We start from the raw sequence: 16,117 nt of genomic DNA on the forward strand, positions 1-16,117 counted from the left end.
CTTTAATAAATTACCGTGTTCTAAATAATATGTTTAATTAATTGATTCATACATCATTTCATAAAAATACGATTCATACTTCCAGCAGATGTAGAATTTAATTTCCATTGATTTTTACCATGTTTCTCCATCTCAACTTCAGCCTTTTCTTCAATGCTAGAAGTTGTTACCTCTTGTAACAATTTCTCATAAACAGCAAATACCTGATTAACAATTTGTTCATCTGTGGCATTTGGATTTGTTGAAGCAAAGTTCATCATTTCACTTTGCATTTTAGATTCTAATGCACTATTATCAATTGGTTTCCCTTTAATTTCAACCTTTGCTTTTCCATTTTTATTTGAAATTACTTTCGTTTCATACTTTACATTTTTTTGAATAGCTAACTTTATTTTTCCTAATAAACTTTTTAATAAATCGTCATTCACCTTTTGACCGATTTCTCTTTCCATCGTTTGCTTAAATGCTGCTTCAAAATCATTTAAAAATTGAGTACTATCTTCACCAGTTAAAGTTTTTAATTTTCCCGCATCTTTGTCATAAAATGCTGCATTTATGTAGGCATTTAACGCTTCTGCTGGCTTTTGTAAATCCTTCGCCTTTTCAGCTAATTTTTTGCCATCAATCTTATATCTTACTTTTTCATCTTTATCTTTTTTCGGATCTGAAATGAACTTTGTATACACTAGTTCATACTTTTCTCCAGCTTCTACATCAAAAAATATATTACCAGTAATTGACTTACCCTTATCCAACTCTCCCGGATTTAAGTTTCCTTCTGATCCAAAATAGGTTTTCATTTTCTTATCATCAAGATATAGAGCGAAATCATTTGGAAGAATATTTAATGATTTATCACCTTTATTTTTCATTGTCACTTCTACTTTTAATACTTGCTCATTTTCTAGTTTAGCGTATTGATCAGGTAAGACAAATTCAGCACTTTCTAATGTCATCTCGACATCTTTTAATTTGCTTGTGTCCCCTACTTCACTTACTTTTGTTTCCTGAGGTTTAGATTCTGTCTTCTTTGAGTTACAACCACTTAGAATACCTGCTGCTAAAATAGTTGCAAAGCAAATAGACATGACTTTCTTGTTAATCAACTATGCCACTCCCCTTTGTAAAATAAAAACAATTCATTAACTAATCTTAATTATATACAATAATACGACAATTTGTGTAGCTAAAATTTTAAATTTACATTATTTTTATATTCATCTCTTAATATACTAAATCGATATCTATCAATAAACATTCCATTTCGTACTCTATCTCTCCTCATAATTCCTTCACAAACAAATCCAGCATTTTCATAACTTTTTATTGCTTTTATGTTATCTACGTCTACACGTAGCCACACTTTCTCCAGACCAAATTCATAAAATCCAATTTGTAACATGCTGTATAACGCTGCGATACCATATCCGCACCCCCAATATTCTTTATTTCCAATTGCAATTCCTAATTCAGCATTTTTATTCGTTTTATCAAAGTTTTTTAGATCGACCCAACCGATATGCACACCATCCTCAGAAACGATAGCTCGTTGTTCATACCCATTTTCCCGGTTCATACACATTTCAATCCATCTTTTTGTCTCATCACGTGTAAATGGTGGGTATTGATCTGGTACCACTAAGTGCTTTGTTACTTTTGTATCCAATGACCATTGATATCGATCTTCTACGTCGTCTAATGTAAGTTCTCTTAATACAATAATTGGTACACTCATTTTTTCATCTCCCTTTTATTTCCCTATGGAAAAGCCTTCAAACAACCTGCCACCATAGTTTTCTAAAGTTTTCTCGACAAAAATAATCAGTCTCTTTTTCTCTCCAGTTTTATAAAAATGATCAAAAGCTGCAACAAACTCTTCTGCAAATAATTCATCGTATTTTCTTAACACTCTAATAAACCATTTTGAATTTCCAACCCATTGCCCATTTACTCTAAGTACAAATTCATGAACCAACTCAGCCAAAAGATTAGCAATAAACAGTTCTTCTTCTCTCTTTGTCGCACCAATAAAATCATCTAATACATCCGTAATAAAGTAACGTTTCTGTCTAGTCAATTCTTCTGTCCACTTTTCAGGACCTTTATCTAATAATTGCCGTGCTTCCTGTTTTAAACTAGTTATAATTTCTTCCTTCCCCTTTAAAATAATCCCTTCCGAAACTAATTGTGGTAAACTAGGTCTCCCGCGCTTGCAGTCACTTTTAAAATATTCTTTATATGTTTTAAAATTATGTACAAACACTTCAACAGGCCAACCATTGCTAAAAAAAGATTCACGATAACAATGAGATAGACTATCATCCCATATTACAATATCAAGGTCAGATGTTTTTGTCGCTTCTCCTCTTGCAACACTTCCTCCTAATAAAGCGGCATTACAATGTGGAAATTGCGATTCAATAAATTTGTGTGCAGCGTCAATTGCTTTCATGCCGTTCTCCTTCTTTCATTTACTTTTTTTATTTCTTTCTCTATCTCGGGCTTTTTTCATATACGCTTCTGCCTCAGATGTCTTACATGAAGTGACACCATGATCAACATCAGCTTTTCCAATTTCGCGTACAATTGTGATTGCTTTTTGCTCAAAGTCATCATTTCGAATTCCAATCGTAATAAGTGTATGTATCGCTTCCTTTTTCCATTTTTTTCGTATGTATATGCATCTGAACCTCTTTTAAAAATGGAAGAAAAAATTCATCTTCTAACACTTTATCCTTTATAGCAATATTAGCGAGTAATGACCAACCTACTCTAGCAATCCATTCATCCTGATAGATTGTCCATTCCTTCAATTTGCCTATTACAATCGAAGACAACGATACAGATGACATAAGTACATCCATTAAACAATAATTATCAACCTCTTGTTCATAATTTTCTTTACTTTATACATGTACTTACGATATATTCGACACTATTTCTTATTTTCCTAGTTTTTTCTTCAAATACGGTATGTGAAATTTACAATATTTAAAAACAGAATCCTGTTATATATCCCCCCTCCATCCTCTACTGTTGTTATCCTGACCACCCAAGCTTTTATCGGCCGTTTTTAATAAAAAAGATGTACGAAATAAACACCTTATCTCACTAAAGAATGGTTCATCAATTTTCAATATAGGTTTTATAATAGAATATAAATTCTTTAAATATGTAAATTTTTGTTTTTTACCCACTTCTTTTTTTTATTTTTAAAAACCTGCTAAACAAGAGTAATCCCCTCAGTAAAACAACAATATCTTGCATACTTTTCCACAAATTTTTTTGTACTTGTAAAAATCTTTTTTTGCATTTCTCTACCTAAAATTGCTAATATAGTAGAGTAGAACTATTATAGAGAGAAGGAAAATTATGCACAATAGAATTCGAATGACAACTTTAGTAAAGAGAGCATTGTTGATTTGCGTCGGGGTATTATTTTTGTACGAAGCAGTTTATGGATCAACTCATATTGCTTTAGCAAGTACGGAAGATGAAACGAAGTCCGTTCAACTTGTAAGTGAAATTCAAACTGCTCTTGCCCCCAAAGAAGCTCCAAAGCAATATAACGGGCAAGTCAGAAAAGTTGCTTACTTAACATTTGACGATGGGCCTGGAAAATATACTGCTGAGCTGTTAGACATGTTAAAAAAAGAAGATGCAAAAGCTACATTTTTCCTAATTGGAGCAAATGTTAAAGCATTCCCTGATCTTGTAAAACGCGAAGTTGCAGAAGGACATTATGTTGGTATGCATAGTATGACACATAACTACAAAAAGCTTTATACAGAAGGTCATTATGTAGATGAAATGAAAGAAGACCAAGGCTTAATCGCTGGGGTTATTGGAAAATCACCAATATTAACTCGCCCGTCTTACGGATCAATGCCAGGATTAAACGAAGCCCTTCGTAACAAGGTTGTAGAAAACGGCTTGAAAGTTTGGGACTGGACAATTGACTCTTTAGACTGGAAATATAATAAGATGCCAGTCGATGCTGCCTCAGCACAAATTGCGCAAAATGTTCTTGCTGGTGCAACAGACTCAACAGAAGTTGTACTTATGCATGATATTCACCCACAATCAGTAAAAGCAGTACCTGCCATCATTAAAGGTCTGAAGGAAAAAGGTTATGAACTGGAAAGCTATCATGAGGATGAACACTTCCCATTAAATTTCTGGCATGACAAACGTATTTAATTTAAAAAGACTTGATTTTCTCCTTAGAAAAATCAAGTCTTTTTTTGTTTCTAAAGACTTTTTTCGTATACGCGAAGTTGATTATCATTCATGATTTCGATGTATGCTTGTAATGAGTACTTCTTGTTGAAAAGATGGGAGTATTACTGCCCATTAATACGGGGTAAAATCATTTCATTTCTGTAGTATGCAATAATTATACACTTTTCATACATTCACTATACTCTATCCATACGGTATGTGAAATTACCTTGAGTCTCCTAAATAAAAAAGCCTCCTTACAAGGAATATTTATCCTTATAAGGAGGCCGGCATTGATTTATTTTTTTACGTTTAACCTTCTTGTTCTTGCTTTGTTGTTTTTACCTGCGTTTTATTTTTATCACGATGATTATAATTATATTTCGAACGATCTACAGGTGTAAATCCTTCTGGTGTGTAGAATCGGAGTAAATCACCATTTACAACTTCGTCAGAAAGCTTAAGTTTCTGTTGAACCATTTTTTCATTTTGTTTGATTTCATTCGTTGCTTCTACTGATTTTCCAGTGGTTGTATCATAATACTTTCCATTAAGCGCAGTAACGGTCGGACTTACATAGTTACCATTACGGAAAGGAACAACTTGTTGATGCTGTGTTGATAATAAATCTGTACCAAATTGGATATAATTCTTTGTATCTGTACCTAATAAGTGTAACAGTGTTGGGAGCACATCGATTTCTCCACCATATTGGTGTTGAACTCCGCCTTTCATTCCTGGAACATGAATGATTAAAGGTACACGTTGCAGTTGTGCATTTTCAAATGAATTAATTTCTTTACCCATAATTTGTGACATTGCTGCGTTATGATTATCTGAAATACCATAATGATCTCCATACATCACAATGATTGAATTGTCATATAAACCAGATTGCTTCAAGTAATCCATAAAACCTTTTACAGATTCATCTAAATAATGTGCTGTTTGGAAATACGTATCTACAGATGTATCACCTGTTTTTGCTGGTTCAATTGTCGCTTCTTCCTTATTAATCGGATAAGGGAAGTGGTTTGACAATGTAATAAATTTCGCATAGAACGGTTGTTTTAATGTTTGTAACAATGGAATAGACTCATTAAAGAATGGCTTATCTTTTAGTCCATAGTTTACAACATCTTTTTCATTCATATCATAGTATGTTGCATCAAAGAATTTATTAAATCCAAATGATTTATAAATATCATCGCGATTCCAGAATGTTTTATAATTACCATGGAATACTGCAGATGTATAGCCCTGCTGCCCTAAAATAGCTGGTGCTGCTTGATACGTGTTATGAGCTTTGTTTGTAAATACAGATCCTTGTGGCAATCCAAATATTGAGTTTTCTAACATAAACTCCGCATCAGATGTTTTACCTTGTCCTGTTTGATGGAAGAAGTTATCAAAATACAATGTATTTGCATCATGCGTAAATGAATTTAAAAATGGTGTAACTTCTTGTCCGTTCAACTTGTAATTAATTAAAAAGTTTTGGAACGACTCTAAATGAATATAGATAACATTCATACCTTTCCCCTTACCAAAATACTCTGGGTTAGGGCTTGCATAGTTCGATGCAATATAATTTCTTACACCTGTCATACTATCTCCATCTGCTAAAGCTCGTTCTGTTGATGCTTTCATGCTTTGAATCCCATCATAAATCGTATAATTATATGCACCTAAATATTTTACAATGTAGTTTCTGTCAAATGTTCTTGTCAGTAATTCCGGACGATCAGATTCTGCTAAACCTAAGTTGATGCTAAACAACAAAATCCCTGTAATAAATACAAGTGACAATTTATGTTTTGCAACACGAATTGGTTTTGGATTTGCAAATTTTGTTATGACTAACACAAGTAGAATAATTGTATCTAAGAAATATAATGGGTCATATAGGTGTAATAACGCTAAAATACTACCACCTAAATCTCCAAAATTATTTGTTTGTGTTAATGTCGGAAACGTAATAAAATCACTGAAAAAGCGGTAATATACCACGTTTGAGTATAAAAGAATTGACAATAACAAATTAATAATAATTAACCAGATATAAGATCTTTTCCCTTTTGCAAATAATGCAAGTCCTAAAAATAGGACAGCTGAGCTTAACGGGTTGAAAAATAGCAAGAATTTTTGAATTGTGTTTGATATCCCTAGGTCAAATTCTGTAACATATGCTGCATATGTTTTTAACCAGAATAAAACAACTGCAAAAATGAAAAATCCAAAATGGTTACTTAACACACGTTTGCTCTTTAACAATAATTGTTTCATCTCTCCACCTCTTTTTAACCATCCAAGGCTTATTTTTTATAAGTCTATCTCTGTTTTTAATTTACTTCCCCAAACAACCCTCTCTTTTCTTTAACCTTATGAAGAATATTAGTAATTATAAGTTTAAGGTTGTATTTATTCAACTATTTCTTACGAAACATGTTGACCTAGATATATATTTAATGAAATACATTTGTAACATTTTTTATGACTAAAATCTAAAGACCATCCGTTTAACAAGACTCACCTACTATAAACCTTTATGCACTACTTCGCAAACATTCTTATTTCCAAAATTACCAATTGGATTTGTTGTTACTAAATTATTCATGTATTAAGAGGTCTCGACTACTTTTTATTCCCTATAATTATTCATAGTTATAAGGAAATAATATAATTTACATCCAATATTCCCCTTATTATTCTTTATAAAATGCTCATTAAAAAATAAAAACCCTCAATCTTATAATAAGATTGAGGGTTTCATACTGCAGATTATTTTTGGTTATACATTGCATTTATTTGCTTTTGAAGTTCTTCATTTTCTAAGAACTCATCGTATGTTGCTTCTTTATCGATTACACCGTTTGGCGTTACTTCGATAATACGGTTTGCAATTGTTTGTACGAACTGATGGTCATGAGATGTAAATAGTAATGTTCCTTTAAATGCGATTAAACCGTTGTTTAATGCTGTGATAGACTCAAGGTCTAAGTGGTTCGTTGGATCATCAAGTGTTAATACGTTCGCTCCACTTAACATCATTTTAGAAAGCATACAACGAACTTTTTCTCCACCTGACAATACAGAAACATTTTTCTTTACTTCTTCACCAGAGAATAGCATACGACCTAAGAAACCACGTAAGAAACTTTCCGTTTCATCTTGTGGAGAGAACTGACGTAACCATTCAACTAAGTTATATTCACTGTTCTCGAAATACTTAGAGTTATCTCTTGGGAAGTAAGCTTGAGATGTTGTAACGCCCCACTTAAATGAACCGCTATCTGGCTCCATTTCACCCATAAGAATTTTAAATAATGTTGTCATTGCAATATCATTACGTCCGATAAATGCAACTTTATCACCTTTATTTAATGTGAAGTACACATTATCTAACACTTTTTCTCCATCAATCGTTTTTGAAAGACCTTCTACAGTTAATAAGTCATTTCCTACTTCACGCTCTGGTGTGAAGCCAACGAATGGATAACGGCGTGATGATGGTTTAATATCATCTAATGTAATTTTATCTAATAACTTTTTACGAGAAGTCGCTTGCTTCGCTTTAGACGCGTTTGAACTAAAGCGTGCGATGAAGTTTTGTAACTCTTTTACTTTCTCTTCTTTTTTCTTATTTGCATCTTGTGTTAGTTTCAATGCTAACTGGCTTGATTCATACCAGAAGTCATAGTTACCAACATATAATTGAATTTTACCGAAATCAAGATCCGCCATGTGTGTACATACTTTATTTAAGAAGTGACGGTCATGGGATACAACGATAACTGTATTTTCAAAGTTCATTAAGAAGTTCTCTAACCATTGAATTGCTTTTAAGTCTAAATGGTTGGTAGGCTCATCAAGTAATAAAATGTCAGGTTGACCAAATAAAGCTTGGGCAAGTAATACTTTTACTTTCTCTGCCCCTGTTAACTCAGACATCTTTTTATCATGAAGGTCTTCTCCAATGCCTAGTCCTTTTAAAAGGATAGCCGCTTCAGATTCAGCTTCCCAACCGTTTAGCTCAGCAAACTCACCTTCAAGTTCTGCCGCGCGCATACCGTCTTCATCACTGAAATCTTCTTTCATGTAAATTGCATTTTTTTCTTGCATTACTTTATAAAGACGTGTGTGACCCATTATTACTGTTTCTAATACAGGAAACTCTTCATATTCGAAGTGGTTCTGTTTTAACACTGCTAAACGCTCACCAGGCGTAATATTTACATCGCCTGTTGATGGGTCAATTTCTCCAGATAAAATCTTTAGAAATGTTGATTTACCAGCACCGTTTGCTCCGATTAAACCGTAGCAGTTACCTGGTGTGAATTTTATGTTAACATCTTCAAATAATTTTCTGTCCGCAAAGCGCAATCCTACGTTACTAACTGTAATCATGTGGTTCCTCCAATTTTAATACTTTTATATATATATCTCACTAACTATAACATATTTAGCCATCTAAAGGTATATCTAATCATCTTTCTATTTCAGCAACCGCAATTTTCTATTCAAAACCAAAAATGAAATCACTTAAAAGAAATCATAAATAAACGGCTTATGTAATGGAATCAAATGTTCTAACTCTTTCACTTCTTCCTCAGTTCCTGAAACAGAGCCAATTTCGTATAACTCTAGCGGACGTTTATATCCGAATAACATTGCTGATAAATCATTTATATTTAAATGAATTCCTCCACTGTTCCATTTTTCTGTTTCTTCTTTACTAATAATTACTACTTCTTTACTTTGTAATTTAACCGTCACATTATTCCATGGGGCAAATGAATCTGAAATATGCAAAATCACTTCGTTTTGTTGATTACTCCAAACAAATGAATATTGATTTAAAAACTGCTCCACGTCTACAATTCGAACCATAAAATAAGGAGTAATTTCAGCCTTAATTCGAGGCTCTTGCAGAGTATAAAGTAATGGCTCTGTTTCACTTAGTATCATCTTAAGTTCTCTTATCATAGAATCATGTTGGCAAATAAAATTCCAAAGTCCCCTTCTAGCTTCATTATTTAGCGGTACAAATTCTTCTACTGTCATTTTTGAATCATTTATTTTGTACAGTATGTAACCAGTAGCTTCATTTTCTTCATTGTAATAGACTGCTGCCGCCTTGTCATGATAAACTGCTTGCCCCCACCAATCTGTACTTCTAACTAGCATACCAGCGAATCGCCTCGCAAATTGCTCATATACTGCTTCTATTTCTTTTGGATGTGAATCTTTATTAAAACGTCTCACATTCCCTTTCACATGCTTTTGCATCACTAAATCACTCTTCGTCATTGAACATACGAAACGATTGGCAAATAGTTCCCATCCAAACTTCCTGTAAAATGAAACTGCGAATGGATGTAACATTGATACACTAAATCCGTCTTGTTTCATTTTTTGCAGTACATGTTTCAATAGTTCTTTTACATATCCACTACGTCTATACTCTGGGTATGTTGCCACCCCTGCAATTCCACCCATTTTAAATACCTTATCACCAATATTTATTTCTAACGGAAGAAGATGCAGTTTTGCTGCGAGTTGATCTCCTTCTAATATCCCAAACAATTGATGGTGCTTTTTCATTAATGTTAGACGCTTTTCAATCTGATCTTCTGGTACTTTATATTGGAAAGCATATTCGGATAATGTAATTGCTTCTCTATATTGTTGCCCTGCTAATTCAACTACTTTCATGACTTTTCTCCTCCTATTCCCTTAATACATTCGTACTCATGCGGATAAAATCCTATGCAAAAATGAGAAAGGGCGATGAAATATACATCGCCCTTTCTAAAATCGTTATATATATTGGTGTAACAAAAAACATCTTCCACATAAAGTGAAACTTTAATCAGTGGGGTTTTCTTCATCCCCCACTGATTATTAGCCCTCACCAATTGGGCTTTTACGGGCAGTTTATCTCCCACCTAACTTCTTAAAGAAAAGCGGAAGCGGCTCGCACAGAATCGCAGGACGCCCAAACACCCGACAACAGAGAGGCGCTTTTTGCCTCGTCCGAGGGGGCGAAACGGCCGGAGATTCTAGCCGCTAGAGCTGGACAATACTTTCGCTGACTTTTGAGGTAGGAGTGTTACTGCTCGTTAATATGAGATAAAGATTTTCCATAAAACAAAAGGTTCTTTGTACTAATCACTTTCAGCACGTCCTTTGTATATCATATAAAGTGAAACTTTAGTCAGTGGGATTTTTCCTCATCCCTACGGATTATTAGCTCCACCGATTAGACTTTTACGGGCAGTTCATGCAAGATAAAATATGCAAAGCAAATAGTGCCCTTGTTCGATCTTACAAATCGTTCGTTTAGATAATTTGAATACCTAGATGCATAAATTATCCAATTACTCCTCTATTCTTAACTAATAAATAAAGAAGGGAAGAATAAATGATTATGAGTTCTTATTATGACAAATTAAATAGATTGAATGGAAATCGAGATTCCCTTTCTCAAAGAACAAATGGCGACCTTAGAGGAGAGAGTTGTGAATCTACAAGGCCATCAGCATTTAGAGCAGTCAACATATCTTCGCTTCAACAAATACCTGCTAATACTACTGTTAAAGTTTTATATCCTAACATTCAATTTGATTTGGCCAATGAATTCAATTCAGCTGCCTCCATGTTCATCCCTAACACAAGGGGTGTATACTCATTGATTGCCAGCCTTCTTTTTTCACCTAATAATTGTAATTCATCTTACAGAGGAAGAATAAACATTCAAGTAAATGGTCATGAAATAGCTGCTGATAATGATTTCTTTGGAGCAAATATCCAAATTAAAAATATTATATCCGTTTCTACCATTGCTCAATTAAAATGCGAGGATATTGTTGAGGTATTTTTCCTCTCTAACGTAGCTGGTACAATTAATATATTTAATAGCATTTCACGTTTTGAAGGAGCTAGATTTCCCTCTCCAGCAACCTAATCTAAAACGTCTATAACAAATGTTTCACTAATGTTATAGACGTTTATTTTATGACTTTTCCAATTCAGTTTGTAGTTTGTTTAGTTCTTTAAAGAATGTAGGATACGAAACTCCAACAGCTTCTGCATCTTCTAGTATTGTGTTACCATCTGCTATAGCGCCCGCAATCCCAAGCATCATACCGATTCGGTGATCACTATGACTATTTACTTTATTCCCCTTTAACGAGGACTTACCGTAAATAATCATTCCATCATCCGTCGCTTCAATATGTGCTCCTAATTTAGTTAATTCATCTACAACTGTATCTATTCGGTTTGTTTCTTTTACTTTCAATTCATGTGCATCCTTAATAACTGTATTCCCTTCTGCTTGTGTTGCCGCCAGCGCAATGATTGGAATTTCATCAATAAGTCTTGGGATAATATCTCCACCGATTTCAATCCCTTGAAGTGATGATGTTTCAATTGTAATATTCGCAGCTGGTTCTGACGCAGAATTATGAATAGGATGTATTTCTAAATTAGCACCCATTTTCGTAAGAACATCAATAATCCCTGTACGAGTTGGATTCATTCCAACATTTTTTAATACAAGTTTACTATTTGGAACAATCGCACCCGCAACTAAGAAAAATGCTGCTGAAGAGACATCACCTGGAACTTGGATATCCGTCCCGATTAAATGTTGCCCACCCGCAATTTTTACAGTTTTGTCCTCACGAATTACTGTAACACCAAACGCTTCAAGCATTTTTTCCGTATGATCTCGTGAAATATGAGGTTCTGTAACAGTTGTTACACCTTCAGCCGTCAACCCCGCGAGTAGAATGGCTGATTTCACTTGCGCGCTTGCTACAGGTGAAGTGTAGTCAATTGCTTTTAAATTTCCACCCCTTATTGTAAGTGGGGTAAATGTTCCTTCTTCTCTACCGCCAATTTTTGCTCCCATAAGCCTAAGCGGATTCGTTACGCGTTTCATTGGCCTTTTTCCAATTGATGAATCCCCTTGAATACAGGAGTGGAAAGGCGTATTTGCAAGTATTCCAGACATTAACCGTATCGTTGTACCTGAATTACCAACATCTAAAACATTTTTCGGTTCGTGTAATCCTTCTATTCCTTTTCCAATTACAACTACTTCATCACCATTTTGCGAAATTTCTACTCCCATTTCTCTAAAACAAGAAATTGTACTTAAACAATCTTCACCAGGTAAAAAACCCTTAATTGTTGTTTTCCCTTGTGCAATTGCCCCGAACATAACCGCACGGTGTGAGATAGATTTATCACCAGGAATTGTAATTGTCCCTCTTAATCCACTTTTGACAGTTTGTATCATTACTTCTTTCACAGTGTCACCCTCTCCCTATCATATTGTTTCATACGTTTGGTACTGTTCTTTCTGAAGTACTATCGTCGCTTTTAAGCGATCTTCTTCTCTTTGGAAACTAATACGAAGCACACCAAGTAATCCTTCTCGCGCTTCTATAATTTGCAGATTTGTAATACTAATTTCTTCATAGGCTAAAATACTCGTAATATGAGCTAATGCCCCTACTTTATCTAAAACATCAACATATAAGTCATGGAAAGCTGGAATCGCTCCGCTTTTTCGAACGGGTAAAGAATCACGATACTGTTTCGCATTTTCAAAGTAGTTTTGTAATTCAACAGAATCACCTACAGAAACCGTCTTGTACAGCTCTTTCATCTCACTAATCCACTCTTCTAGTAATTGTAATAAATGACTTTGATTCTGTTTTACGATATCACTCCACATTTTCGGACTGCTCGAGGCAATACGTGTAATATCCTTAAACCCACCTGCCGCAAGTTGATGGATAAGCGGATTGTCCCCTCCATGTTTTTCAACTTGTTTCACCAGCCCCGCCGCAATTAGATGTGGAAAATGACTCACAATTCCGGTTACATAATCATGCTCTTCTGTATTTAATACAAGAAAATGAGATCTTGTTCCTTTTAACCAATCTTTTAATTCTTCTACTCGATAATCTGACACATGACTCCTTGGTGTTAAAATATAAAATGCATTTTCAAACAAGTGAGCCTTTGCACTTTCAACACCCGTTTTATGCGAACCTGCCATCGGATGTCCCCCAATAAAAGCCACTCCTGCAGGTAATAGATCTTCAGCTTCATTCATAATCTTGCCCTTTGTACTACCTACATCTGTAACAATTACATCTTCACGTAAATCATATAATGCAAGCTGACGTAATAACTTTATTGTTTCTTCAACTGGAGAAGCAAAAATAATTAAATTTGCCTCTTCACAAGCAGCCTGTAAATCTCCTGCAACTTTATCAATTACATGAAATTCTTTCGCGCGCTCCATTTGTTCACTATGAATATCATAACCTGTAATCATCACTTCATGTTCCCTCTTTATTGCTAATGCAAGCGAACCACCTATTAAACCTGTCCCAATTAATACAACTTTTTTACACATTTGCCTCATCTCGAAACTTATTCTTTCTATTTATAAAGTGCTGTTTTAACACTGAAATCACTCCTTCATTCTGTTCACTCGTTCCAATCGTAATCCGGACACCATTTGAAAACGGACGAATAATAAAACCTGCGTGTGCACACCGTTCATAGATTTCCTCTGCATCGTCTACTGGTAAAAAGATAAAGTTTGTTTGAGATGGATAAAACGGAATCCCATTCTCGGTACAAAAACTCTCATATCGCTCTAATCCTTCTCGATTTACACGAGCGATCTCCTTTATAAATCCATCATCATTACAAGCGATTGTTGCCGCTCTTTGCGCAAATAAAGAAACATTAAATGGCAAACGAACAATATTTAATTTCTCAATCAATTCTGCCTGTCCAATTGCATACCCTATGCGAAATGATGCTAAACCATATGCTTTGGAAAATGTTCGTAATACAAGAAGGTTTTTATGTTTTTTCAATAATGGTATTGTTTCTGGAAAATCTTTCGCTGTTACATACTCATAGTACGCTTCATCAATTACAATTAGCGCATCATCATGTACACTATTTATAAATTTATTTAATTTTCGGTCATCAATATATGTGCCCGTTGGATTATTTGGATTACAAATCCAAATTATTTTTGTCTTTTCATCTACAGTTAAAACAATTTCCTCTAAGTCATAAATCCCTTTCTTTAATGGAACTTCTCTTACTTCACAACCTTCAATCACTGCATGATGACGATATTGCGGAAAAGTTTCTCCTGCTGTTACTACATTATCTCCCTTACAAAGTACCGCACGACTTATAATTTGAATAACTTCATCAAGTCCACTTCCGCATAAAATTTGTTCCTTTTGAACTTGCAGTTTTTCTGCGATTGTTTGACGAAGCTCTAATGCCCCTCCATCAGGATATAAAGCATGGTCATGCCATGTTTTTTGTAATTCTTCTTTAACACGTGGTGAACAACCAAATGGATTTTCATTTGATGCTAATTTTACAAATGAATGATCCCCATATACTTCTTTCATTTGCTCCGCTGATTTGCCTGGCTTATATGGCTGTAATGATGATAATTGCTCTTTCATCTTCATTTGTAATCCATCCTTTTTAAAATTCTTTTGCATATTTGTTATGCTGCGTTATATTTTGCTTGATTAATTCCATGCGATCTTTTCCGAATTGTTCAACTAATGCATCCGCAAGTTCCCATGCAACAACAGCCTCTGCAACAACACTTGCAGCTGGTACTGCACAGCTGTCAGATCGTTCAATACTTGCTTGGAATACTTCTTTCGTATCAATATCTACACTCGCCAGTGGTTTATATAATGTAGGAATCGGCTTCATTACACCTCTTACTACAATTGGCATTCCTGTAGTCATACCACCTTCTAATCCACCTGCATGATTCGTTTTTCTCGTATATCCTCTTTCTTCGTCCCATAGAATTTCATCATGTACAGAACTTCCTGGCTGCCTTGCCGCCTCAAATCCAATCCCGATTTCAGCACCTTTAAAAGCATTAATACTCATAATTGCTCCTGCAAGCTTTGCATCTAATTTTCGATCATAATGGACGTAACTTCCAACGCCAATTGGCATTCCTTCCGCAATGACTTCTACAATTCCGCCAATTGAATCACCGTTTGCTTTCGCAGTATCAATCGCATCCATCATTGTTTGTTCTACCTCTTTATCTAAACAACGAACAGACGAATTTTCTGTGATTGTTTGAATTTCTTCTATTGATAACTGCCCTACATGACTTGCTTTGACACCGCCAATTTCAAGAACATGCCCAGCGATCTGTACATCTAATTCTTTTAAAACTTGCTTTGCAACTGCACCAGCTGCTACTCTTACGGTTGTTTCCCTTGCAGAAGAGCGCTCTAGAACATTTCGTATATCACGGTGCCCATACTTAATTGCACCGTTTAAATCTGCATGTCCCGGACGTGGTTTTGTAATCGTGCGTTTCATTTCTTTACTTTCTTGCTCAGAAATCGGTTCAGCTCCCATTACTTTCGTCCAATGTTTGAAGTCATCATTTTTTACGATTAATGTAATTGGGGAACCAAGTGTCACTCCGTGGCGTACACCACTTACAATCTCTACTGTATCTGTTTCAATTTGCATGCGTCTCCCGCGACCATGCCCTTTTTGTCTTCTTAATAATTCCTTATTAATATGTTCTGCTTGTAACGATAACCCTGCAGGTACACCTTCTAAAATAACAGTTAACTGTGGACCATGTGATTCTCCAGCTGTAATGTATCTCATTTCTCTTACCCCTTTATTATTTTTTTGTACAAAAAAGTCCCTACTGAGCAATCAGTAGGGACGATTATTATCGCGGTACCACCCTAATTGTAGACTACCTTCGTCTACCTCTTATCATTTTTAACGATCTATAAGACCGTCTTTCCCTTCGTAAAGACCATGATCTTTACTACGA

12 protein-coding genes, 1 pseudogene and 1 other annotated feature (1 of these 14 only partly in view) are annotated in these 16,117 nt (G+C 34.8%); of the genes and pseudogenes, 2 read left to right on the forward strand and 11 right to left on the reverse strand.

Features of this window, described 5'->3' with window-relative positions:
* Positions 1-53: 53 nt before the first annotated feature.
* From BLV40_RS11185 to BLV40_RS29770, 4 genes and pseudogenes are all read right to left on the reverse strand, one after another.
* Positions 54-1,106, reverse strand: coding sequence for a DUF5105 domain-containing protein (locus BLV40_RS11185; protein WP_090689848.1), 1,053 nt, complete (start codon positions 1,104-1,106; stop codon positions 54-56).
* 80 nt (positions 1,107-1,186) lie between these two features.
* Entirely contained in the window at positions 1,187-1,735 is a 549-nt protein-coding gene (locus tag BLV40_RS11190; RefSeq protein ID WP_026591097.1) for a GNAT family N-acetyltransferase, read from the reverse strand.
* Positions 1,736-1,750: 15 nt separating this feature from the next.
* Positions 1,751-2,452 carry a nucleotidyltransferase domain-containing protein gene (locus tag BLV40_RS11195; protein ID WP_090689850.1) on the reverse strand — a complete coding sequence of 234 codons (702 nt, stop codon included), beginning with the start codon at positions 2,450-2,452 and terminating at the stop codon, positions 1,751-1,753.
* Between the two features lie 15 nt (positions 2,453-2,467).
* A pseudogene (locus BLV40_RS29770) lies at positions 2,468-2,894 on the reverse strand (DNA alkylation repair protein); the annotation flags it as partial.
* A gap of 478 nt (positions 2,895-3,372) precedes the next feature.
* Between BLV40_RS29770 and BLV40_RS11205 the strand changes: the two are divergent.
* The gene (locus tag BLV40_RS11205) at positions 3,373-4,200 is read left to right on the forward strand and encodes a peptidoglycan-N-acetylglucosamine deacetylase (RefSeq protein ID WP_090689852.1); all 828 of its coding nucleotides are present in this window, start codon (positions 3,373-3,375) and stop codon (positions 4,198-4,200) included.
* A gap of 333 nt (positions 4,201-4,533) precedes the next feature.
* On the opposite strand, the gene BLV40_RS11210 is transcribed toward BLV40_RS11205, so the two are convergent.
* From BLV40_RS11210 to BLV40_RS11220, 3 genes are all read right to left on the reverse strand, one after another.
* The gene (locus tag BLV40_RS11210; protein ID WP_026591101.1) at positions 4,534-6,507 is read right to left on the reverse strand and encodes a lipoteichoic acid synthase; all 1,974 of its coding nucleotides are present in this window, start codon (positions 6,505-6,507) and stop codon (positions 4,534-4,536) included.
* A gap of 495 nt (positions 6,508-7,002) precedes the next feature.
* Complete coding sequence (locus tag BLV40_RS11215) at positions 7,003-8,628, reverse strand: ABC-F family ATP-binding cassette domain-containing protein (protein WP_026591102.1); 1,626 nt, start codon at positions 8,626-8,628, stop codon at positions 7,003-7,005.
* 135 nt (positions 8,629-8,763) lie between these two features.
* Positions 8,764-9,936 carry a GNAT family N-acetyltransferase gene (locus BLV40_RS11220; RefSeq protein WP_090689855.1) on the reverse strand — a complete coding sequence of 391 codons (1,173 nt, stop codon included), beginning with the start codon at positions 9,934-9,936 and terminating at the stop codon, positions 8,764-8,766.
* Positions 9,937-10,645: 709 nt separating this feature from the next.
* On the opposite strand from BLV40_RS11220, the gene BLV40_RS11230 reads away from it, so the two are divergent.
* Entirely contained in the window at positions 10,646-11,188 is a 543-nt protein-coding gene (locus BLV40_RS11230) for a hypothetical protein (protein ID WP_244525385.1), read from the forward strand.
* Positions 11,189-11,236: 48 nt separating this feature from the next.
* On the opposite strand, the gene aroA is transcribed toward BLV40_RS11230, so the two are convergent.
* Genes aroA through aroC form a run of 4 tightly spaced genes read right to left on the reverse strand, consistent with a single transcriptional unit; the run spans position 11,237 to position 15,942 of the window.
* Positions 11,237-12,541 (reverse strand): 3-phosphoshikimate 1-carboxyvinyltransferase, encoded by a 1,305-nt coding sequence (gene aroA, locus BLV40_RS11235; protein ID WP_090689860.1) that lies wholly within the window; start codon positions 12,539-12,541, stop codon positions 11,237-11,239.
* Between the two features lie 18 nt (positions 12,542-12,559).
* Positions 12,560-13,660, reverse strand: a complete 1,101-nt coding sequence (gene tyrA, locus BLV40_RS11240) for a prephenate dehydrogenase (RefSeq protein WP_090689862.1) — start codon at positions 13,658-13,660, stop codon at positions 12,560-12,562.
* A complete protein-coding gene (hisC, locus tag BLV40_RS11245) occupies positions 13,653-14,753 on the reverse strand; it encodes a histidinol-phosphate transaminase (RefSeq protein WP_090689865.1) in 1,101 nt (366 codons plus the stop codon). The genes tyrA and hisC overlap by 8 nt, the downstream gene beginning before the upstream one ends.
* A gap of 16 nt (positions 14,754-14,769) precedes the next feature.
* Entirely contained in the window at positions 14,770-15,942 is a 1,173-nt protein-coding gene (gene aroC / locus BLV40_RS11250) for a chorismate synthase (RefSeq protein ID WP_090689868.1), read from the reverse strand.
* Positions 15,943-15,995: 53 nt separating this feature from the next.
* Positions 15,996-16,117, reverse strand: a binding site (T-box leader) (it continues 113 nt past the right edge of the window).

It is taken from the genome of Bacillus sp. 166amftsu (assembly GCF_900107445.1).
Lineage (GTDB): Bacteria > Bacillota > Bacilli > Bacillales > Bacillaceae_G > Bacillus_A > Bacillus_A arachidis.